At 56.1% G+C, this 22,388-nt stretch carries 17 protein-coding genes and 1 tRNA gene; 7 read left to right on the top strand and 11 right to left on the bottom strand.

All coding sequences use genetic code 11. From position 1 onward, the window contains the following. Position 1: 1 nt before the first annotated feature. The 3 genes from SYN7336_RS21055 to der form a co-directional block, all read right to left on the bottom strand. On the bottom strand, positions 2 to 1,594 hold the full coding sequence (locus tag SYN7336_RS21055; protein ID WP_017327925.1) for a hypothetical protein: 1,593 nt from the start codon (positions 1,592 to 1,594) through the stop codon (positions 2 to 4). Positions 1,595 to 1,624: 30 nt separating this feature from the next. After that, a complete protein-coding gene (locus tag SYN7336_RS21060) occupies positions 1,625 to 2,005 on the bottom strand; it encodes a DUF4351 domain-containing protein (RefSeq protein WP_017327926.1) in 381 nt (126 codons plus the stop codon). A 170-nt stretch (positions 2,006 to 2,175) separates the two neighbouring features. Beyond that, positions 2,176 to 3,537 carry a ribosome biogenesis GTPase Der gene (gene der / locus SYN7336_RS21065; RefSeq protein WP_017327927.1) on the bottom strand — a complete coding sequence of 454 codons (1,362 nt, stop codon included), beginning with the start codon at positions 3,535 to 3,537 and terminating at the stop codon, positions 2,176 to 2,178. 215 nt (positions 3,538 to 3,752) lie between these two features. Here der and sds point away from each other — a divergent pair, with 215 nt between their 5' ends. Next, positions 3,753 to 4,724 (top strand): solanesyl diphosphate synthase, encoded by a 972-nt coding sequence (gene sds, locus SYN7336_RS21070; RefSeq protein WP_017327928.1) that lies wholly within the window; start codon positions 3,753 to 3,755, stop codon positions 4,722 to 4,724. 9 nt (positions 4,725 to 4,733) lie between these two features. Here sds and SYN7336_RS28370 read toward each other — a convergent pair whose 3' ends face one another. After that, a complete protein-coding gene (locus SYN7336_RS28370; RefSeq protein ID WP_017327929.1) occupies positions 4,734 to 5,501 on the bottom strand; it encodes a HugZ family protein in 768 nt (255 codons plus the stop codon). A gap of 8 nt (positions 5,502 to 5,509) precedes the next feature. Next, complete coding sequence (gene rpoD / locus SYN7336_RS21080; RefSeq protein WP_017327930.1) at positions 5,510 to 6,676, bottom strand: RNA polymerase sigma factor RpoD; 1,167 nt, start codon at positions 6,674 to 6,676, stop codon at positions 5,510 to 5,512. 436 nt (positions 6,677 to 7,112) lie between these two features. Between rpoD and SYN7336_RS31330 the strand changes: the two genes are divergently transcribed. Continuing rightward, on the top strand, positions 7,113 to 7,295 hold the full coding sequence (locus tag SYN7336_RS31330; RefSeq protein WP_156820263.1) for a hypothetical protein: 183 nt from the start codon (positions 7,113 to 7,115) through the stop codon (positions 7,293 to 7,295). A gap of 91 nt (positions 7,296 to 7,386) precedes the next feature. Continuing rightward, on the top strand, positions 7,387 to 10,101 hold the full coding sequence (locus SYN7336_RS21085) for a cation-translocating P-type ATPase (RefSeq protein ID WP_051039858.1): 2,715 nt from the start codon (positions 7,387 to 7,389) through the stop codon (positions 10,099 to 10,101). 66 nt (positions 10,102 to 10,167) lie between these two features. On the opposite strand, the gene SYN7336_RS21090 is transcribed toward SYN7336_RS21085, so the two are convergent. The 3 genes from SYN7336_RS21090 to ffh all read right to left on the bottom strand — a co-directional run bounded on the left by SYN7336_RS21090 (position 10,168) and on the right by ffh (position 13,620). Then, positions 10,168 to 11,481, bottom strand: coding sequence for a glutamate-5-semialdehyde dehydrogenase (locus SYN7336_RS21090; RefSeq protein WP_369791889.1), 1,314 nt, complete (start codon positions 11,479 to 11,481; stop codon positions 10,168 to 10,170). Positions 11,482 to 11,544: 63 nt separating this feature from the next. Further along, positions 11,545 to 12,039, bottom strand: coding sequence for a hypothetical protein (locus SYN7336_RS21095; protein ID WP_017327933.1), 495 nt, complete (start codon positions 12,037 to 12,039; stop codon positions 11,545 to 11,547). 105 nt (positions 12,040 to 12,144) lie between these two features. Further along, positions 12,145 to 13,620 (bottom strand): signal recognition particle protein, encoded by a 1,476-nt coding sequence (gene ffh, locus SYN7336_RS21100; protein WP_017327934.1) that lies wholly within the window; start codon positions 13,618 to 13,620, stop codon positions 12,145 to 12,147. A 442-nt stretch (positions 13,621 to 14,062) separates the two neighbouring features. Between ffh and SYN7336_RS21110 the strand changes: the two genes are divergently transcribed. From SYN7336_RS21110 to SYN7336_RS21120, 3 genes are read left to right on the top strand one after another with little or no spacing between them, the layout of a single operon-like run. Next, positions 14,063 to 14,338, top strand: a complete 276-nt coding sequence (locus SYN7336_RS21110; protein ID WP_017327936.1) for a hypothetical protein — start codon at positions 14,063 to 14,065, stop codon at positions 14,336 to 14,338. Between the two features lie 12 nt (positions 14,339 to 14,350). Then, complete coding sequence (locus SYN7336_RS21115) at positions 14,351 to 14,773, top strand: type II toxin-antitoxin system VapC family toxin (protein WP_227498554.1); 423 nt, start codon at positions 14,351 to 14,353, stop codon at positions 14,771 to 14,773. 30 nt (positions 14,774 to 14,803) lie between these two features. Next, the gene (locus SYN7336_RS21120) at positions 14,804 to 15,556 is read left to right on the top strand and encodes an Rpn family recombination-promoting nuclease/putative transposase (protein ID WP_255346732.1); all 753 of its coding nucleotides are present in this window, start codon (positions 14,804 to 14,806) and stop codon (positions 15,554 to 15,556) included. Positions 15,557 to 15,634: 78 nt separating this feature from the next. Here SYN7336_RS21120 and SYN7336_RS21125 read toward each other — a convergent pair. Further along, positions 15,635 to 15,707, bottom strand: a tRNA-Thr gene (locus SYN7336_RS21125). 193 nt (positions 15,708 to 15,900) lie between these two features. Then, complete coding sequence (gene dxs / locus SYN7336_RS21130; RefSeq protein ID WP_017327940.1) at positions 15,901 to 17,832, bottom strand: 1-deoxy-D-xylulose-5-phosphate synthase; 1,932 nt, start codon at positions 17,830 to 17,832, stop codon at positions 15,901 to 15,903. A 354-nt stretch (positions 17,833 to 18,186) separates the two neighbouring features. Here dxs and polA point away from each other — a divergent pair, with 354 nt between their 5' ends. Further along, complete coding sequence (gene polA, locus SYN7336_RS21135) at positions 18,187 to 21,090, top strand: DNA polymerase I (RefSeq protein WP_026101202.1); 2,904 nt, start codon at positions 18,187 to 18,189, stop codon at positions 21,088 to 21,090. Between the two features lie 11 nt (positions 21,091 to 21,101). Here polA and SYN7336_RS28375 read toward each other — a convergent pair whose 3' ends face one another. Next, positions 21,102 to 22,178: a hypothetical protein gene (locus SYN7336_RS28375; protein WP_017327942.1), complete on the bottom strand. Its 1,077-nt coding sequence runs from the start codon at positions 22,176 to 22,178 to the stop codon at positions 21,102 to 21,104. Positions 22,179 to 22,388 lie beyond the last annotated feature (210 nt).

Raw genomic sequence — 22,388 nt, forward strand, 5'->3', positions numbered from 1 at the left:
ATTAAAGCTGGCGCTCGATCTCTAACACCTGTCCCGGCTGTAAAATCTCGATTTGCTCCGTTAGATCTTGCCACGGTTGTAGTTGACCCATTTGGAAGGTGCGGCTCATCACCACATAAATTGAGGTTCGATCGCAGCCAATCTCAGCCGAGATGACGTTCTCCCAAGAGTCTGCTTGCAGGCGATCGCGCACCACCCAGCGATCGCCACTCCAGTTCAATTGACGGGTGAAGCTAAAGGGGGCATCCGATTTACCCACAATCAGCAGTTTCTGCAGCAACTTGCGAATCAGGTTGGGGAAAAATCGCCCCACTGTCAGCATTACCCCCCGCAAGATGAGCAAATTGAGGGGGGTCATTGGTGTTTGCTTGGCCCAGCCGAGCTTGCCTCGAACCTCGATCTGGTTCTGCTGGATATCTAGCTCGTATTGCCCCACGAGATGCCCCACGGCATTGCGGACTTTCCGGCCCGATCGCACCTGCAGCGAAAACTGCGTGTCGGAGGTCACTAGATGGCCATCTCGAAACAGCTTGAAGGCACCGCCTTTATTGAGGGCGAGGTAGAGATCGGTGGATTGGCGGCGATCGACGAGCAACCGGGCCTCGGGCAGCCAAATGCGTTCTTCTTGACGGTCGGGAATCGGAGGGCGATCGCTGACAAAATCTCGCCAAGCTAGGAGGTAATTCCAGGTGTGGTGGCCGATCATGCGGTCGTCGGCATAGCAGGCACCGAGGCCGCTCGCCAGACCCTCTAGAAAGCGATCGTTAATCTGCAGCGCTTCGGGCAGCCATTGCCCCACCAGTTCAAATCCGTGGGGAAAAAAGTTGTAGGTATTGCGGCTCGTATATTCGCCTCCGTAGGAGCCGTCGGGATGGATGAAGTGGGCCGCGAGGCGAACGGCATTTTTGAGCGACGCTTTCAGGCGATCGCTGGGCTGCAGGCGATCGAGCCACGCCAAACAGGCGATCGTCAGGGTGTGATAGCCGGGATCGCAACCTTCGTATTCCTGAAACCACCCCTCCTGGCTCTGCCAAGACAACACCCGCTCCAGTCGTTCGGCCTTAGCCTCTTCCCAGCGTTTGGAATCCAGCAAGCGACCCAATAGCTCCAGACAGAGGGCGATCAGAGCTTGATGATTGGCGAGCTGGCCGCTTTCGTGGTAGTGGGCCAACCAATCCGCTCGACGGGCGAAAAACGCTAAAATCTCCTGACTTTCCATCCCCAGAAGCTTGTAACTCTCGATGCCAGCGAGCAGCGAGAAGGCCGCTGCTCCACTGGCTCGCTCGAAAGGAAAATAATCGTCGCAGGAGCCGTCGGGATGGGCGCTGCGGGCGGCGTAGAGAATGCCCGCTTCGACCCACGAGCGCAAATTGGACTGCCGATAAAAGGGATTGCCAGAGATATCGGTGTCGTAGACCAGCGCCAATGGCCAGACAAACTCCTGCGACATACCGCTGGGGAAATCGATGATTTTGTAATGCCAGAAACTGCGATCGAAGCAGCCGTAGGTGGGACTGTGGGGATTGCGATCGAGCAGGGTCAAAAGCTTGGGAATATTGGCGATCGCCGCCCGAGCAAATCCGTCTCTACCCATCACTTCGCGACTCGCAGGTTAATATCGCCTTCACGCATCGGTTTCATCCAACCAAATATCCAGATCTGCTCCACTCTGGAAATCCAATAGCACTTCCCCCAGTTCTTCCAATTGAGGTAGTGCCAGTGCTTCTATACGAGCTTGGCGCTGCGCAGACATCTCTCCAAAGCGTCGCGCAAGCTGGCGCAAGATCAGTGCTCGTTCCCCCTGTTCGAGTCCTTCCTGACGTGCCATGCGCTCAATCGTGCTGAGATAAGGCATCCGACCCTCCTGCTCCCATTGCTCCAACTCTGTCCGAAATTCTAGCTCCAATTCCGCTGGCAACTGTATTATCCAATCGATAAATCGATACAGATTGACGATCGCCTCGCGCTCGTAACCTCGCTCGTACAAAGGCCAAGCACTCGGCAAAATGGGCCTCGAGTATATCTTTCCAGGGATTATCGAAATCTTGGCTGGTTGAACTCATGTTGGTGAGGGGATGTTGGTGAGAGGGAAGATAGGAGTTGCAACGAAATACCTTGGAAATGTGGGGCTGGGGAACTTTCCGTCGGGGGGCGATCGCGACCGAACCCCAATCCCTAGCGCGATTGTTCCAACTTCAGCCGACCCCGCTCCGCAGACCGCTCGGTCTTGCCCCGCCAGACAAACCGAATTGGCGTACCGTCAAAACTGAGCACCTTGCGAAACTGCTTCTCCACATACCGCCGATAATTGTCCTTAAACAGCCCCGGCTGATTGACAAATAAGGCAAACGTCGGCGGTTGCACACTCACCTGCGTACCGTAATAAATCTTCCCCTGCTTGCCCTGCCGATTGGTGGGGGGAGAATGCCACATCGCCGTTTCCTCCAATACCTCATTCACCACCGAGGTGGACACCCGCCGCCGATGGCTCTCAGCCGCCCGCTCGGCTAATTCGAAAATTTTGTTCACCCGCTGCCCCGTCAGCGCACTGGTAAAGATGATAGAGGCCCACTCCACAAAATACAGCCGCTCCCGCACGTAGCGGGTGTAATCATAAATGGTTTGGCTATCCTTCTCCACTGCATCCCACTTATTCACCACCACTACGCAAGCCCGACCCTCATCCGCGATCCGCCCTGCCAATTTCTGGTCCTGCTCCCCAATGCCATCCAGCGTGTCGATAACAAACAGCACCACATCCGATCGCTGAATTGCCTTAAATGCCCGGTTAATACTAAAAAACTCCACCCCATAATCCACCCGACTCTTCTTGCGAATCCCCGCCGTGTCGATAAAGCGATATCGCTTGCCCTCGTGCTCCACCTGGGTGTCGATCGCATCCCGCGTCGTCCCCGCCACATCGCTCACAATCGTCCGCTGCTCTCCCGCCAACCGATTCAGCAAACTAGACTTACCCACATTGGGACGGCCCACAATGGCAATATTGAGCGGTTCTTCCCCCTCTTCCTCAACCGCTTCTGGCAGCAGCGGTACAATTACCTCCAGCACCTCCGCCACCCCATTCCCGTGAATGGAAGAACAGGGAATCGGTTCCCCCAAACCCAGCTCCCAAAACGCCGCCGCCTGAGCAATTCCCAGCTCAACCGATTCGCACTTGTTGGCCGCGATCGCGATCGGTAAATCCCGCTGTCGCAACCAGTTGGCAATCTCAATATCGGCAGCCGTCGGCCCCATCTGCCCGTCTACCACTAAAATGACCGCTTGCGCCTCGGCGATCGCCGCCGCTGCCTGGGCGCGAATCTCGGGCAAAAATTCGGAATCATCCTCAAACACCAAGCCGCCCGTATCCACCACGCGGAAACTTCGCCCGCCCCATTCCGCCGGACGGTAGAGGCGATCGCGAGTCACCCCCGCTTCGTCGTGGACAATCGCCGTGCGCTCGCCAGCCAAGCGGTTCACAAACGTCGATTTGCCCACATTGGGACGGCCCACAATGGCAACTAATGGCAGCGGCACAGGTTATATCGGAAAGCAGCCTGTCTATCTTAGCGATTCAGTTCCCACAGAGGCGCGATCGCCTGCTTTCTGCCTCTTGTTCGGACAAAGGCGAGCGGGTTCGAATCCGATCGAAGATCCCGACTGAGGATGGTATGACATCGAGAGGCATGGCGTAGAATAAGGACAAGAACTGTAAGATTTCTTAAAAGTTCGTTCGGAAGCTCGGAGTCTCCATGGTTTCAGTTGCATCTCTGTTTGACCCCGTAGAAGCCGACCTTCAGGAGCTTCGGCAAAACCTGACCAATTTAGTCGGAGCCCAGCATCCGGTTTTAGGGGCAGCCGCAGAGCATTTATTCACCGCTCGAGGCAAAGGGATTCGCCCTGCGATCGTCCTATTGGCTAGCCGCGCCACGGCGGTCGGCGGTCATCTTACCCCCCGTCACCGCCGCTTGGCGGAAATCACGGAAATGATTCACACGGCCAGCCTCGTTCACGATGACGTGATCGACGCTGCCGACCTGCGCCGGGGCGTAGCCACGGTCAATAGCGACTATGGCAACCGCATTGCAGTTTTAGCCGGAGACTTCCTGTTTGCCCAATCCTCCTGGTATTTAGCCAATCTCGACAATCTAGAAGTGGTCAAACTGCTCTCCAAAGTGATCAAAGATTTTGCGGAGGGCGAAATTCGCCAAAACCTGACCCAGTTCGACCCCGATTTGTCGTTTGAAGCCTATCTCGACAAAAGCTTCTACAAAACTGCCTCCCTCATGGCGGGTAGCGCCCGCGCTGCCGCCGTCCTCAGCGAAACCTCTGCCACCATCGCAGATTCCCTTTACGAATACGGCCGCAGCCTCGGCATTGCCTTCCAAATCGTTGACGATCTCTTAGACTTCACCAGTTCCACTGAGACCTTGGGCAAGCCCGCTGGGTCGGACCTCTCCCAAGGCAACCTGACCGCTCCAGTGCTGTTCGCGATGGAGGAGAAGCCCCAACTGCGAGCGGCGATCGAGCGCGAGTTTTCGAAACCGGGCGATCTGGAGCAGGCCCTTCAGTGGGTGGCAGATAGCAGCGGTCTAGAGCGCAGCCACCAATTAGCCAAACAGTTCGCCAGCCGAGCCGAGCAGCAATTGCAGGTTCTGTCCTCCTCTGAGTCGAAAGACTCCTTGATAAATTTGACCGATTACGTGCTCGCTCGGCTCAAGTAGGGTCAAAATCTAAGCTGTGCTGTTGGCGTCGAGCTGCCGCGTGACGATGGCAGCCAATGCCTCCACTGAGGTCGCGTTAGCGTTTAAATCTGCGGGAAATTCCAACCGCCAAACGGTGTCTTCGAGCCGCAGGTCCAAACCTTGGCTATCTACGTTAGCGAGCTGCGCCCGAGAGCGATTGTGGCCGAGCGCAAAGCGATCGAGCGCCTCCCGACAGAGCTGGTTTAATTCAGCTAAGTGGGCGATCGCCGCCTCCGCTATGGGGTCCGCCACAGCAAATGGCTCGGGATAAATCCACGAAATTTTCCCAAACCCACCCACAAAGCGGCCCTGCTCGAATCTAACGGTGTAGAGTCGAAAGTCGCCAAACCCGATATAGCGCCGAGCACTCGGGACCAGCGCTAAAAAGCGATCGCGTATCGCCTCTAAGTGTGTGTCCGGCACAGGTTTGACAAGGCCCATATAGGCAAACCGCCCATCTGTTTGAGTCTCAGCAGAGGTATTCGGCTCGACGACCGTCAGACAGACGTGCGGATCGGCTTGAATATTCTGGGTGTGGGCGGCCAGTTGGCTAATGCACAATATCGGCTCGCAGTTCGGAGTCAGCGCACAGGGCACGACAGACCCGAATGGAAAGCCGGGAAGCTGCTGGGAAAAGGTGGAAAGAATGCCGTAGCGGGCTCGTCTCAAGAGGGCTCTCGCCGCTGAGCTGTAGTCAGTCTGAGCGGATTGCTCGGAAGAGACTGGAGTCATTTCGCCATCCTTAAACCTCGCCATCCTTAAACCTAACGAATATACTCCTTCAGCACACTATTGCGGTTGGGGTGGCGCAGCTTGCGCAGAGCTTTCGCCTCAATTTGGCGAATGCGCTCGCGGGTGACGTTAAAGATCTGACCAATTTCTTCTAGAGTCTTCATGCGGCCGTCATCGAGACCGTAGCGCAATTTCAACACGTCGCGCTCGCGGGGGCTGAGGGTATCCAACACACTCTCCAAATCTTCCCGCAGCAGGTTCTTCGCCACTCGATCTTCAGGAGTTTCGCCGTCTGACTCGATAAAGTCTCCCAAGCGGGAATCTTCTTCTTTACCAATGGGGGTTTCCAGCGAGATCGGCAGTTGAGCGGACTTGGCAATAAAGCGCAGTTTCTCGATGGTCATTTCCATGCGAGTGGCGATTTCTTCTTCAGTGGGTTTGCGGCCAAACTCCTGCGACAGCAGCTTAGTGGTTTTCTTAATGCGCGAAATGGTTTCGTACAGGTGAACCGGCAAGCGGATCGTGCGGGATTGGTCGGCGATCGCCCGCGTAATGGCTTGCCGAATCCACCAAGTGGCATAGGTGGAGAACTTGTAGCCTTTTTCGTGATCGAACTTCTCGGCAGCTCGAATCAAGCCTAACGAGCCCTCTTGAATCAGGTCCTGAAAAGACAGGCCGCGATTCATATACTTCTTGGCAATGGATACCACCAGTCGCAGGTTAGACTGCACCATCTTGTCTTTGGCGCGGCGACCGCGACCCAGGCGGCGGCGAAAGTCGGGCAGGGCCATATCTACTTCTGCTGCCCAAGCCTCGTCTGTCACATCTTCGGGATCTTCCCACTCGTCGCTGCCATCCACCATGTCATCGCGAATGCGCTCGAGTTCCAGCAGATCGGCGATTTCGCGGGCTAGCTCGATTTCTTCATCGGCCCGCAACAGGCGAATGCGACCAATTTCCTGCAAATACAGCCGAATGGAATCTTCGGTATATTGCTTTTTCTTCGTCGTTGTGCGACGGCGCGAGCGACTCTTACTAGCAGTTGCATCTTTTCCATTCGCAGCCGCCGCAGAGCTACTCTTCTTGGTTTGAGTGGCAGCCACGTCTTTGGCAGGCGTCGCGGTACTGCCAGCGGGCGATAGAGTCGACGATTTATTCGTTAGGTCGATAACCTCAATCGCTTGCTTGGCCTGAGTCATGCCGGATTCCTCTAGTCTGTGATTGCGGTACTCTACGGACGCCTGAGGGCAGCCCTGCCTGTATCAATAGCCACCAAAGATGGGAGCACATTGCTGAACCTGCGCCATCTTTGATACATCTAAGCGCACTTTTCGTCAACTCTGCCCATCGCTAGCACCAGAGCAAATCGGCATCTCATATTAAACATTAACTCGAAAAGAAACGATCGAGAGATGAGCAGACGAAAAAATATTACTTGCATGAACTCAGTGTTTTAGCAAGGACAGCGCCTTCCTGCTGCTACCAATACAGCTTAGCCCCCTCGGCGGCTTAGAACCGATCGGCGGAAACCCCTGCTACACCAAGGCATAGCCACAATACCAGTTTGCCCCATCCCAAAGACTGGTATAACATCCATCACCCTCCCTGAAAAACACTAACCGATCGACCCACTCAATGGCGAATCAATTGTGGTTTTTCGACGCTGCCGATCGTGTTTGGCGCTCTGCCGCCTCAAGTGTTAAAGGGCCACTTGCATCGGGGAGAGCCGAGTTGATTGAAGGGAATGCTAAGTCTTCCCCTCACCCCCGCGATCGCGCGATTTCCACACCTCAAATTCAATCCCTACCAACACACTAGTTATTGAATTTAGCGCACTGATAGAACATCGCAAAAATAATTGTTGCGATTGCTTCAGATTGCACATCCAACTTATCAAGACAATTCTATCGTGGCGAGATCGATTGAGCGATTTATCTCGCTCGACCCGCTTATCCCTGCGACCCCAATCTTCGGCATTGAGGAAGAGCAAGCCACAGCCCACTTGCAACAGAACACTCGATCGCCGCAGATTTACGTAGCAAAAACGATTTGTAACGACAGCTCCAAAACTCTCGTTACCACCCAACCCAGGGGAAAAGCCGGTCCAGTTGTCTCGAATGTCGGCCACAATAAGGATGCTCGTCGCTGCACCAGCGAGATTTTGGTTAGAGATGCGATTTCTCCCAGTCTCAATGCGGAACAGCTAGGGGCGTGGTTTTCGAGGTGGAGCAAACGTATGACCGCAATAGCACCAGAGGTAGAGGCGATCGCCTCGAATGGCACTAAAGCAGCCGTTCGCGAAGCGGCACAGCTCAAAATTGGCGGCATGAGTTGTGCGGGTTGTGCGGCTAGTGTGACGCGGGTGCTCGATCGATTGCCGGGGGTGGCCCTAGCGGATGTCAATTTTGCAGCAGAACAGGCTCGGGTGGTCTTCGATCCCGAACGCGTTTCCTTGACTGACTTAGTAAACGCCGTTCGCACTAACGGATTCGAGGCAGCGCCGCTGGACTGGGATAGCAATCTGGGAGACGCCGAGACTGATGAATGGGCAGGGGTGCGCCAAGCCCGCAATCGTCTCTTGCTGGCGGCAGTTCCGGCCGGTATCTTAATGGCCGTCATGATTTACTGCATGGCCTACGGGATGCCCCACAACGAACACCACCACCTCCTGGCGCTCGTCTTAGCTTTTCCCGTCGTGTTTGTGGCAGGTTGGCCCACCCACACTGCCAGTTGGGCGGCGCTTCGGCGGCAAGCCCCCAATATGGACGTGCTGATCTCCCTCGGTACTTTGCCCACCTATTTCACTGGCTTGCTGGCGGTGCCCGAAGTGACGGTGTTTGTGGAAGTGGCAGCTATGGTGATGGCGTTTCACTTGTTCAGCCGCTACCTCGATAAGCGCGCTCGGGGACAAGCCTCGCAGGTGATTCGGCGATTGATGCAGTTGCAGGTTAAGGAAGCACACTTAGTGCAGGGGAGCAGCTCGGAGAGTTCTGCCGCCAGAGAGGGTGACTCGGAACGGATCGCTCCTGCCGATCTATCTGCATTTTTGGGAACGGCGGACGTTGTGGATGTTCCCATTCGAGCCGTGCAGGTGGGCGATCGCCTCTTGGTCAAACCAGGAGAAGTGATTCCGGCGGATAGTCGCGTCCTATCGGGGCGATCGAGTGTCGATGAAGCGATCGCCACTGGAGAGTCGCTGCCTGTGGCGAAAGCAACGGGCGATCGGGTGATTGGAGCTACGACCAATCAGCAGGGACTTCTACTGGTTGAAGTGACCCAGATCGGCAGCGGGACCTTTTTGGCCCAAATGATTCGCTTGGTGCAGCAGGCCCAAGGCAGCAAAGTCCCCATTCAGCAATTGGCGGATCGGATTACCGGATATTTTGTGCCTGTGGTGATAGTGCTGGCAGCGGTTACCTTTGTTGTCTGGACGATCGCCGCCCAGCCGCTGCATCGCTGGGTGGAGGCGATCGCCCCCATCGTCCCTTGGGTCAATGCCGACCTGTCTCCGCTGGCGCTGGCAGCCTTTAACACGATGGCGGTGCTGGTGGTAGCCTGCCCCTGCGCGCTGGGTTTGGCTACCCCGATGGCATTGATGGTGGGAGCTGGCTGTGGAGCCGAGCGGGGCATTTTGATTCGTCACGGCGAAGCGCTACAGACACTGCAGTCAGTGGACACCGTAGTCTTCGATAAGACCGGCACCCTCACCCAAGCGCGACCGGAGGTACAAGCAATTCTGCCGGCCGATCGCCGTGGCGAGGTGCTCTACTGGGCTGCAGCCGCAGAACGGGCCTCCGAACACCCTTTAGCGGGAGCGGTCGTGGCGCGAGCGGAGGCAGAGGGAATTGACGCTCCCATCGCCACTGAAATAGAAGCCATGCTCGGGCGCGGCCTGCGGGCGAGCGTGGGCGAGCGCGCGGTGCTGGTCGGCAGCCCCGATTGGGTTGCCAGCGTTGCGAGCTCGGAGATCGATTGGCAGGAGCAGATCGAGACCCTCGAAGCCGCCGGACAAACCGTCGTGCTGGTCGCGCTAGATGGCAGTATCTTGGGGGCCATTGCCATTGCCGATGCCCTCAAGCTGGATGCTGAAACTGCGATCGCCAGTTTGCAGGGGCGCGGTTTGCAGTTGGCCCTGTTGACGGGGGATAACCCTCGGGCAGCAGCGGCGATCGCCGAGCGAGTCGGGATCGCAACCGTGAGAGCGGGCGTATTGCCTGAAGGGAAAATTGAGTGGGTGCGCCAACTGCAGCAGGAAGGCCACATGGTCGCGATGGTGGGAGACGGCATTAACGATGCCCCAGCCCTCAAACAAGCCGATGTCGGCATTGCGCTGGGGACGGGGACCGATATCGCTGTGGAAGCCGCCGATATCGCCCTCGTGCGCGGCGAATTAATCGGGGTCGAGCAAGCCCTATCCTTGGCCAGAGCCACCTTTGACAAGATCGAGCAAAACCTTTGGTGGGCTTACGCTTACAACCTGATTGCGCTACCGGTGGCTGCTTGTGGCCTACTGCACCCCATCATGGCGGAAATTGCCATGGCGTTGAGCTCGTTGAATGTGGTTTGGAATTCTCTCCGACTCAAAAGCATCGAGTTCGACCCAGTTGCCAACCCTAAGGGGTAAAGCTTCGCATCTCAATGGGACACTCGCACAGCCCCACGACTCCGAGCCCTATCCCACCTGTAGTGCTTAAAACGGAAGCTCGCGGTGGGTAAATCGACGGGCATTCGGACCGCTGTAGCTGGCCACAATGTGCCCGTCTCCCTCTAGCAAATACTTATACGTCACTAACCCTTCCATGCCCACCGGGCCTCTAGGTGGTAACTTTTGAGTGCTAATCCCCACCTCGGCCCCAAAACCATAGCGGAACCCATCCGAAAATCGCGTGGACGCATTGTGAAACACACCTGCCGCATCCACCGCATTCATAAATTGCTCGGCAGTAGCGCCATCCTCCGCGACGATCGCCTCCGTATGCCGCGAGCCGTACTGCTCGATATGGGCGATCGCCTCATCCAGCGAATCTACCAGCTTTACCGCTAGGACCAAATCGCCGTACTCCGTCGCCCAATCAATCTCGCCAGCAGCAGACATTTCTGCCAAGGCACGAGCGCGATCGCAACCGCGCACCTCCACTTGCTTCGCTTGCAACGCTGCCACCGCTCTCGGCAAAAAATCAGCTGCAATCTCTTCGTGTACCAACAGCGTTTCTAAGGCATTGCAAGCTGCTGGATAATCCACCTTAGAATCCACCGTCAGCGAAATCGCTTTGTCGATATCGGCAGTGCGATCGACATACAAATGACAAATCCCATCCGCATGGCCCAAGACCGGAATCTTGGTGTTGTCCTGCACGTAGCGCACAAACGCATTCGAGCCGCGCGGAATCACTAAATCTACTAAATCGTCCAGTGCCAACAGCGCCCGCGTCTCTTCCCGAGTTGTCAGCAAACTCACCGCCGCTGTCGGAATGCCTCGCGACTCTAACGCCGCGTGAATCACCTCCACCAACATGCGGCAGGAATTGACCGCCTCTTTCCCCCCCTTGAGCACCACACCATTGCCAGTTTTGAGCGCTAGCGAGGAAATCTGAGTGACCGCATCGGGGCGGGATTCAAAAATAATGCCGAGCACCCCCAGCGGTGCAGTCTTGCGATGCAGAATTAACCCCTCGTCCAACTCCCGAGACCATTGCACCTGTCCTACCGGATCGGTCAATTTCATCACATCCCTTACGCCAGCCGCCATCGTCCCGATCTTGTCGGGAGTCAGCTTCAAGCGGGCGTAGGCAGCAGCAGTCAGCGCTCCCTTCGCAAGCATGTCGGACGCCGCTGCCAAGTCTTTGGCATTGGCCGCCAAAATCTCGTCTGTGCGGGTCTCGACCGCAGCCGCGATCGCCTCTAACGCTGTGTTTTTGATCTCAGTGGGCAAGAGAGCTAGGCGTAAAGCCGCTTGACGAGTGGCTTGCACTTGCTCGCGCAATGGCAAATCGAGAGCGCCGATCGCAGACATGATACCGATTCCAAATGGGAGAGAAAGGGATTGTTTGGCAAACTCAATTCGATCTTACTGCCACGCCGCCGTCAAGCTAGTGAACTCGCCGAGGTTAGCGCGGGGATGGCAAGTAATGCAGCCGGTCGCTCGGATTTCTCCGGGAAACTCGACATCGGGATGGAGAGCGTTAAAAAAGCGGGAGTTGGAGAGGCGATAGGGAATCGGCTCCGTTGTGCCCCGATTGCGGGAGAAGTCCCTCATAAATGCCCACGTTGCTTGCAGCAGCGGACCTCGCGGCAAATTCTCTAACTGGAGGCCGTAATGATTGGGAGACTGCAGCAGCGATCGCCAGGTATCTGCTGGCATCACCTGCGGAGGTAGGGCTGTATGGCAAGCACCGCAGGTTTCCACATACACCTCCGCCCCCAGGCGATGGCGCGTCGCCAAATCCGGTTGGGAAATGGTTTCTTGCGCCCCCAAACTCCAGCCAAATCCCCAGGCGATCGCCACCAGGAGCAACACCGTCAAAAGACGCGATCGGCGCAGGCGGCGAATGAAACGGTTCATAGGTACGAACTCCGGCAATGCGAGGTCATATCAGCTTTATTTCATATCAGCTTTACTTCATGCCCAGACGCGAACTGGCGATCGACGACCTCCTGACCAGCGTCACTAACCCCCAAAGCCCTTGCCGTCACCTCCTTTTTTCCGATTGCGCTTCTTCTTCGGCCGCCCCGAGCGCTTGCCGCGCCAACCAGGACCGCCCATCGCAGCGGGCATATTCCCCCTCGGCATTCCCCCCATTCCCGGCATACCGGGCATGCCCATGCCCCCCATATCGGGCATCATGCCGCGACCCATCTGGCCCATCATGTCCCGCATCCGTTGAAACTCTCCCACCAACTGGGTCACATCCCCCGTCGTGTAGCCAGACCCCTTCGCCACCCGACGCTTGCGACTGGCACTGCGGGCCAGCAAATCGGGATCGCGCCGCTCAGCCTTCGTCATGGAATTAATCATCGCCTCGGATCGATACAACTTCTCCTGCCCCTTCTGCAGTTGATCGTCACTCAGCTTATTCATACCGGGCACCATCTTCATCAGCCCCCCCAGTGCTCCCATCCCCTTAATCAAGCGCATTTGCTTGAGAAAATCGGTGAAATCAAACTGTGCCGAGAGCAATTTCTCGGTCATAGCCTCGGCATCAGAAATATCAATTTCTTCCTGTGCCTTTTCCACCAACGTCAGAATGTCCCCCATCCCTAAAATGCGGGAGGCCATCCGCTCGGGATAAAACGGATCGAGGGCTTCGACTTTTTCGCCAGTCCCGATAAATTTAATTGGCTGACCGGAAACTTGACGCACCGAGAGCGCCGCACCGCCGCGCGTGTCGCCGTCTAACTTGGTCAAGATGGCACCCGTCACCCCAATCCGGTTGTGGAATTCGCGGGTTAGGGTGGCCGCTTCCTGACCGGTCATGGCATCCACCACCAGCAGGGTTTCGTGGGGGTTGATGGTGGTTTTGATCTTCTCCAACTCTGCCATCATCGTTTGGTCGATTTGCAGGCGACCTGCCGTATCGACAATCACGGTATCGAAGCCCTCGTCTCGGGCTTTGGCAACCCCTTGGCGAGCAATCTCAACTGGATCGGTTTTGCCCAGATCGAAGACGGGAATGTCGATCTGTTCCCCCAGAGTTTTGAGTTGATCGATCGCCGCCGGACGGTAAATATCCCCCGCCACCAACAAGGTTTTCTTGCTCTGCTTGCGCAAAAACAGCGCTAATTTCGCAGCAGCAGTCGTTTTCCCCGTCCCCTGCAGGCCCGCCATCAATACAATGGTTGGTCCTGTCCCGTCAGCAGCCTGATTGAGGGGAGCGTTCGCTTCCCCCATCACCTTCACCAGTTCGTCGTTGACGATTTTGACGAACTGTTGGTCGGGGCTCACCCCCATAATCACATTGGCCCCGAGGGCCGCTTCGCGCACGTCCTCGACAAAGTGTTTGACCACCTCCAAGTTCACGTCCGCTTCCAGCAGGGCGCGGCGGACCTCTCGCAGGGCGTCCTTAATATTACTTTCCGTGATTTTGTCTTGCCCGCGCAGTTTTTTCCAGGCGGATTCCAGTTGGTCGGAAAGAGCGTCAAACATTGTGTTTCTGAATGATGTAACGGTTGCATACTCGTGCGAGCATCGCTCCCTTAGAATAACGCGCAAATCCCACCGACACCCATCTCCCAAACGCTATGGCCCGTACCCAGGCTAATGGCATTGCTGTCGAGCTAGTGCAACAGATAACAAAGCTGTCGATGGAAGAAGTGCTTGAGTTGCAACAGAGGATCGCCAAGAAATTAGGCCAATAGTCCCCATTCTTCTCGACCGTGAATCGCTTCAAAGCTAGTTATAGTATGGGAAAATCCCGATATATCTAAAAGCTGATGACCGGACTTGAACCGGTGACCTGCTCATTCCGTAATCTTTCAGTCTGCGGTATCGGCGATCGCATCTTTCACGAACTGAGATGCTTCTTAGGGGTAGGCCGCCTGAGGCGCTGGCATCTACTGAACCTTACCCACTCTTCTATACTGGGTCTATGCAAGAGGCAAACACTATTACTGTACGCCTGATAGGTGAAGATCTCGATCGCCTGTCGGCAGAGGCTGCCTGCCGGGGGCTGACTCCCGATCGCTTGGCAGCGGAGCTGCTGCACGAGCACTTGAAGGACGATCGCGCAAGCAAGAAGGCGCGGGCTCTCAACTCTTTGAAAAGGTTGCGACAGTTACGCGAACGCCGCTCCTCTAAGAACATTGACGTTGTTGCTTTGGTTCGCGAAGGACGCGAGGAATTGGGGCAACGGGGAGACGTTTAGTTGGTAAGGGTGGTGTTGGATGCCAATTTGCTGGTGGCTCTGGCCATTGGCGGAGAAAGAAGCAATCTTGTTGAAGCTCAGTTGATGCAATGGTTAGAGGAGAATGCCGAGCTTTACGCTCCCGATCTAGCCCGTTACGAAATTGCGAGTGCTTTTACTGGCGCGATCGCCGGTGGCGAATTCACTGTAGCTGCTCTTCCAGAGGCGTTTGGAGCCTTGGCTGACTTGCCGATTGTTTTCTGCGCTTGCCCGGAAGGGGAACGGGTAGTTGAGATTGCACTGCAGTTGAAGCGGCGCAGCGCTTACGATGCTGCTTATTTGGCTTTGGCTGAATTTCTACAGGCGGAGCTGTGGACTTTGGATGGCAAGTTGTTTCGCAATGCTATGGAATATGGGTTTGCGGTAAAGCTGTTGGATGGCGAACTCGACAGTTGAGAGCGATCGCCTGACTCTATCTTTTACCGACTGTTCGCAGGCTATCCCACCAGCTTCTTCGAGCTAGTCGGCTTACCCACAGAAGAGGCCCAGTCCTACCGATTTGATTCGGTAGAAGTCAAACAGACCGCTTTCCGCATCGATGGCGTCTTTCTCCCCCTCAGCCCCCAGCGCCCGGTCTTTTTCTGCGAAGTCCAGTTTCAAGCAGACCCCAACCTCTACAAGCGCCTGTTCTCCGAGATCTTCCTCTACCTGCGCTACGACAGCTCTAACCCCGCTTGGCGAGCAGTAGTCTTGTTTGCCAAACGCAGCCTTGAACCTATCGACACGGTTAACTACCAGCCCTTGCTAGACAGCCCTTACGTGCAGCGGCTGTATTTGGATGAGCTGGAAGCAGGAGATGGGACTCTGGGGGTGGAAATGGTAAAGATGGTTGTGGAGCCAGAGGAGGACACTAAACAGAATATCCGTCAGGTGGTGGCGCAAGCTCAGCAGATACCTGATGCGACCCTCCGCCGAGAGATCGTAGAATTGATTGAGGTGATTCTGCTGTACAAATTCCCTCGTCTGAGTCGAGAGGAGATCGAAGCCATGCTGGGTGTTAGCGACATCAAACAGACCAAGGTATACCAAGAAGCCCTTGAAGAAGGTCGCCTGGAAAGGTCGATTGAAGTGGCAACGGAGATGCTGACCCATGGCATGTCCGTCGAGCTAGTGCAACAGATGACAAAACTGTCTCGGAAAGCAGTGCTTGAGTTGCAAGAGTCGATCGCCGGGAGATAGTTCGAACTGAGCCAGGAACGGTGAAGACTACAGTCCCGAAAGCCAGTGATAGCAAGGGAAAAGCTCGATATATCTAAAAGCTGATGACCGGACTTGAACCGGTGACCTGCTCATTACGAGTGAGCTGCTCTACCAACTGAGCTACATCAGCACGGCCTATCTAAAATACCGCATTCCGATCGCCACGCGAACCCCTGAAATGCATTTGCCAATAGAACCGAACGCCTCGCGTTGGCAGCACAATGCTAACGCGATCGCCTATCTCTGCCAAGCCTTACATCCCCCAAGCGAATGGGCGGGAGCTATCTAGGCTCCCGCCCATTCGACATCGAATTGGAAGCAAGCTAGCTCACTTCCGCAGGCTGAACCACCTCAGCCTCGGCAAGCTGCCATTTCTGCCGAATCCGCTCGGCGATCGACGCACTGGTCAGTCCCAACTCCGCCAAAGATTCTTCAGCCTTAGCGTGATCCACCAACTTATCGGGCACCCCAAGCCGCAGCACGGGCACCGTCACATCCGCATCCGATAGCGCCTCAGCCACCGCCGAACCAAAACCACCCATAAGGCAGCCCTCTTCAACCGTCACCACCTTACCGATGCGGCTCGCCAGCGGCAAAATCAGCTCGGTATCGATCGGCTTGACAAAGCGAGCATTCACCACCGTGGCCTGAATGCCGTGCTCCGTCAGAATCTCAGCTGCATGCAACGACGGATGCACCATTGAACCATAGGCCACAATCAGCACGTCATCGCCCGAGCGCAAAATCTCGCCCTTGCCAATGGGCAATTCCTGCCAGCCCTCTTCAACAATGGGGACGCCAACGCCATTGCCGCGCGGGTAGCGCACCGCGATCGGGCCGTCGGTGTAATTCACCCCCGTCGCGATCATCCGCTGCAGTTCCGCCTCATCCTTGGGAGCCATCACCACCATGTTGGGGATGCAGCGCAGATAGGCAATATCGTACAGACCCTGGTGTGTGGGACCGTCAGCCCCCACCACACCGGCACGGTCCATGCAGAAGAAGACGGGTAATTTCTGAATGCAGACATCGTGAACGATCTGGTCGAAGGCCCGCTGCAGGAAGGTGGAATAGATCGTGGCGATCGGGCGCATGCCTTCGCAGGCTAAGCCTGCCGCCAGCGTCACCGCATGTTGCTCGGCAATGCCCACATCCAAGAACTGTTCGGGCAGTTTCTCCTGAAACTTCACCAACCCCGTGCCAGTGGCCATCGCCGCTGTAATCGCGACAATGCGCGAGTCGTTTTCTGCCAGCCTAGTTAGGGTATGGGAAAACACCTTGGAATAGCTGGGGGGCTTGGGTTTTGTGGACGGCTTGGGTTTGCCGGTGGAAAGGTTGAAGCTGGACTGGGCGTGATAGCCCACCTGCTCCTGTTCGGCTAAGGCGTAGCCCTTACCCTTGGTGGTGGCGACATGCACCAATACCGGTCCGGTGATGTTCTGCACTAAGGTGAACACATGCACCAATTCCTGCAGGTTGTGGCCGTCTACAGGGCCGACATAGGTAAAGCCCAATTCTTCGAAGATGATACCCACCTTGTTGTTGCGCACGGCGGTCATCAGCTTCATGCTCTCCTTCATGCGATCGATTTCGGGAGAGAGGCTAGAGCCCACCAAGGGCAAGTTTTTGAGCTGCTCTTCCAGGCGATCGGTGATGGTTTGAACGGGGGGGCTGAGGCGCAACTGGTTGAGATAGCGGGTCATGGCCCCAACATTGGGGGAAATTGACATGCCATTGTCGTTGAGCACCACCGTTAAATTGGTTTTGGGTAAGTGACCGGCGTGGTTGATGGCTTCGTAGGCCATGCCGCCCGTGAGCGCGCCGTCCCCGATGATGGCGACAACGTTGAAGCTTTCCCCGCGAGCATCGCGAGCTAGGGCCATTCCCAAAGCTGCCGAGATGCTGGTGGAGGCATGACCGGCCCCAAAGTGATCGAAGTGGCTTTCGCCGCGCTTGAGATATCCGGCAATACCGCCTTTTTGGCGCAGGGTATGGAAATCTTTGTAGCGACCCGTCAGCATTTTGTGGGGATATGCCTGGTGGCCCACATCCCAGGTGACTTTATCGCGATCGAAGTCTAGGGTTTTGTACAGGCCCAAAGTTAACTCGACTACACCGAGGCCGGGGCCGAGGTGACCGCCCGTGGCGGCGACGGTTTGAAGGTGCTTCTCCCGCATTTGACGGGCGAGCTCGCGCAGTTCGGCGATGCTCAGATCGTGGAGTTGATTGGGGTGGGTGATATCACTCAGGTGCATAGGCCGCTAGCTATTCTTTAGATATAAATATAGTTGCAATAGTGGGAACGAGCCCGCAATCGCTAGAGTTACAGCGATTGACCGGACGGTCGCAGGGAGGAATGGACGCTAGCCGAAGATAGGCACTCGACTCAATATGCGATCGAGGATACGGGCTAATACAACTGCAGAATGTGCAATGCGTACAGTTTAAACCGACTTGTAGACCGCTCGATAGAGTGGTGCCATTCCCGAGCCCACGCATTTCGCTGGCGCTTCGATGGGGCAAGGATGCCCATTCGAGCGGCGATCGCCAACACCGACGCTACAATCAGAGCCGGTATCCACTGATGCAATTTTTATTCTTATTCCGCGATCGCCATGCCCGCCGATTCCCCTACTGAATCCGCCAAGCTCTTGCTGGTAGACGGCCATTCCCTGGCCTATCGGGCCTTTTATGCGTTTGCCCTCAGTCGAGAAGGAGGGCTGCGCACCTCCACCGGCATTCCCACCAGCGTCAGTTTCGGCTTTACGAAATCCCTGCTCGACATCCTGGCGCAGGAAAATCCCACCCATGTGGCGATCGCCTTCGACTCTCGCCAACCCACGTTCCGCCACGAAGCCGATGCAAGCTATAAGGCTGGCAGAGCGGAAACCCCCGAGGAATTTTTTGTCGATATGCAAAATTTACAGGAGTTACTCGCAGCACTGGATTTACCTATCCTCACAGCACCGGGATTTGAGGCGGACGACATTATTGGAACCTTGGCGACAGCAGTGCCCGAGGGGGTAGCGGTGGCGATTTTGAGTGGCGATCGCGATTTATTCCAGCTCGTGGATGACGAACGCGAGATCGAAGTACTGTACATGGGGGGTTCCACCTACGGTCGGCGCAATAGCTCCTCTGCGCCACAAGAGATTGGCTCCGCACAGGTGTTGGAAAAGTTGGGGGTGCGGCCCGAGCAGGTGGTGGACTATAAAGCGCTCTGTGGCGATAGTTCTGACAATATTCCCGGTGTCAAAGGGATTGGGGCGAAAACAGCGGTCAAATTATTGAGTACCTACGACAGCCTCGATGGGGTCTATGCCGCTTTAGACGAGATCGAGGGGGCGGTGAAGAAAAAGCTAGAGGCAGGCCAGGAATCTGCCGAACACTCCCAATTTATGGCGCGGATTAAGTTGGACGTACCGGTGGATGCGCCGTTTGAGTCGCTGAAATTGCAGGGGTTTGACGACAGCCGTCTCATTCCCATATTGGAAAAGTTGGAGTTTCAGTCGTTTTTGCGGCGGATTAACCAAATTCAGTCGCGTTTGGGCGGAGCAACAGTTGCAGCTCAGTCGGAATCGGCTGCGAAGCAGGATGAAGCCGGAGATACGTGGTTTTTCAGTGCGGCGGATACTGCCGAGCAACAACAGGCCCAACCCGAGCCGATTCAACCGCAGATTATCGATACACCAGACAAGCTCGCCGAGCTAGTCGATCGCCTCAAAACCTATACCGATCCCCAAACTCCCGTTGCCTGGGATACCGAAACCACTTCCCTCGACCCCCGCGAGGCTGACTTAGTTGGGATTGGCTGCTGCTGGGGTGGCGAGAGGGACGATATGGCTTACATTCCTGTGGGACACTCGCAGGGACAGATGCTGGATAAAGCCACAGTGCTCGAATCCTTGCGGCAAGTGTTGGAGGGCGATCGCTACCCCAAATCTCTGCAAAATGCCAAATACGATCGCCTTATCCTGCGCAACCAGGGCATTGGTCTCAATGGGGTCGTATTCGACACCATGCTGGCTAGCTACACCCTCAATCCCGAAACCAGCCACAAACTCAGCGAGCTCTCCTCGCGCTACTTGGGCATTGTGGCGCAAGACTATGCCGATCTCGTTCCCAAAGGCAAAACCATTGCCGAGCTCGATATCCCTGCCGTTGCAAGCTATTGCGGCATGGATGTCTACTCCACCTTCCTGCTCGTGCCCAAACTGCGATCGCAATTGGAGGCCAGCCCCGAGCTGAAGGCGCTGTTCGAAACGGTCGAATTGCCCCTCGAACCCGTTCTGGCTGAAATGGAGCACTGTGGGGTTCGCATCGATATTGCCTACCTCAAAGACTTTTCCGCTCGATTGGAAACGGATTTGGCGGCGATCGAGCAACGGGCCTACGATCGCGTCGGCTCAACCTTCAATCTGGCCTCGCCCAAACAGCTCAGCGTGCTGCTATTTGAAACCCTGGGCCTCAATAGCAAAAAATCCCGCAAAACCAAATTGGGTTACTCCACCGACGCCGCCACCCTGACGAAATTGCAAGGGGAACACCCAATTGTCGACGACATCCTCGAATACCGTACTCTAGCCAAGCTCAAATCCACCTACGTTGACGCCCTGCCCGCCCTAGCCCGCCCCGATACCCAACGGGTCCACACCGATTTCAACCAAGCGGTCACCGCCACAGGGCGCCTTTCCTCCTCCAACCCCAACCTGCAAAACATCCCCATCCGCACTGCCTTCAGCCGCCAAATCCGCGCTGCTTTTTTGCCCGAAGCAGGTTGGCTGCTAGCCTCGGCAGACTATTCTCAAATCGAGCTGCGCATTCTGGCCCACCTCAGTCAGGAGCCCGTTTTGTTGGAGGCTTATCGCAACAACGACGATGTCCACAGTCTTACCGCCCGCCTACTGCTGGACAAAGATTCCGTCACCGCCGACGAGCGCCGCTTGGGCAAGACCATCAACTTTGGCGTCATTTACGGTATGGGAGCCCAGCGGTTTGCCCGCGAAACGGGGGTTTCCAGCAAGGAAGCCAAGGGGTTTATCGATCGCTTCAACCAGCGCTACCCCAAAGTTTTCGGCTATCTCAAGCGGATGGAACGAGAGGCGATCGCCAATGGCTACGTCGAAACCATTCTGGGTCGCCGCCGCTATTTCACCTTTGAGTCTGCCGCCCTCAAGCGGCTGCGGGGTCAAGATCCCGCTGAAATCGACCGGGATACCCTCAAGCTCAACCGCTTCGAAGCTGGTGCGTTGCGGGCTGCTGCCAATGCCCCCATTCAGGGGTCGAGTGCCGACATCATCAAGCTGGCGATGGTGAAGCTGCATCGCATTCTCGCAGGCTATCGCGCCCGACTGTTGCTGCAAGTCCACGACGAACTGGTGTTCGAAATTCCCCCTGAAGAATGGGACGAACTGCAAGCAAAAATTCAAACGACGATGGAAACGGCGATCGCTCTAGATGTCCCCCTTAAAGTCGATATTCAAGCGGGAAAAAACTGGATGGAAGCCAAATGAACGAGCGCACTCTAGCCGGAAAAGTCTTCGAGCGAGACTCTCTGGCCGATCGCTGTGGGCTGCTCGTAAACTCGCTTGAGGGTATTGACAGCGTGGCGGGTGACTGACGGATTGGGAAACAGCTCTGTCGCGTACATCAGATCTCGCGGGTTGGGGCTGTGGCCCCATAGCCCCAAAGCGTGACCGAGTTCGTGTCGGGCAGTGGAGGCAACCCTGCCCAGGGTTTGGAATTCAGTAATCACAATGGAAACCTTCATCTGTCGCCGAGCCTCGCTATCGATAAAGAGGCTGGGGGTTGCCACTCCCCCCACCCTGGCAATGGGGGCCGTCCTGATAATGCTGATATTGGCGTCTTCTTCGCGACGTACTTTTCTGAGGGGAATGTATTGCGACCAATCATCGATCGCCGCCTCGATACTTTGTCCCCAATCGGAATTGCCATTCTCCACGTAAACGGTGATGGGGTACTCCACCCAGCGCAGATACAGGCCATCTTCAGAGCTAATCGCGTCGAAAAAGTCGCCTGCATCTCGGTCGTAAGGGATGCGGTCCAACTTCGATGGAGCCGCCGCCACCAAGGGCGCGGATAGGCCAGAATTACTAGAAGAATTACTCCGACGGGATTGTGGCGGCGTACTGGCCGAAGAGCGGCGCACAATGGCGGACGAGTCTCTTGCCGCTGTCGTGCGAGTGCTGCCGACTCGAGAAGCCGAAAATCCCAGCAATGCTTGGCTATCTGGATCGACATCGATCCAGGCATCAATATTGGCGGGCTGCTGCTGCCACTGCGATCGCCGCACGCTGACGCGCAAGAGGGGCACTTGAGAACCACTGCGCTTGCCGAGCACCTCGAATTCCAGCGAGGCAAGCGCAGCATTGCCATTAAACTGGCGCGCGATTTCCGCCAGTGTGTCTTGCTTGGCGCGAGCGAGCAATTGCTCGTAGGTGTCGTTCGAGCTCGCTCGAACGGTGATGGGGGCGATCGCCGACGAATGGACGGGCTGGTGACCGACAAATGTCCACAATCCTGTTAGCAAACAGCCCAACACCAATAGGTATCGAAATTTACGCAAAAGCTTGCCAATCATGCTTTACCCAGCTAAATTTCTCAGCAAGACTCCTACAAATCTATACGGTTGAAGCTTAGGTGCTAGAGCGGAACAAGGCTCGTCACGCTCGACTAGATTGTTTCGTTGGGAGCCAAACTAGACAAAGCAATGGTTATAGCTCGCCGAGCCTCGAGACTTGCGGGAAATCTGGGTATTAGCATGCCCGTCAGAGCAGAAAAACGAACAAGT

Source organism: Synechococcus sp. PCC 7336 (assembly GCF_000332275.1).
Lineage (GTDB): Bacteria > Cyanobacteriota > Cyanobacteriia > Thermostichales > PCC-7336 > PCC-7336.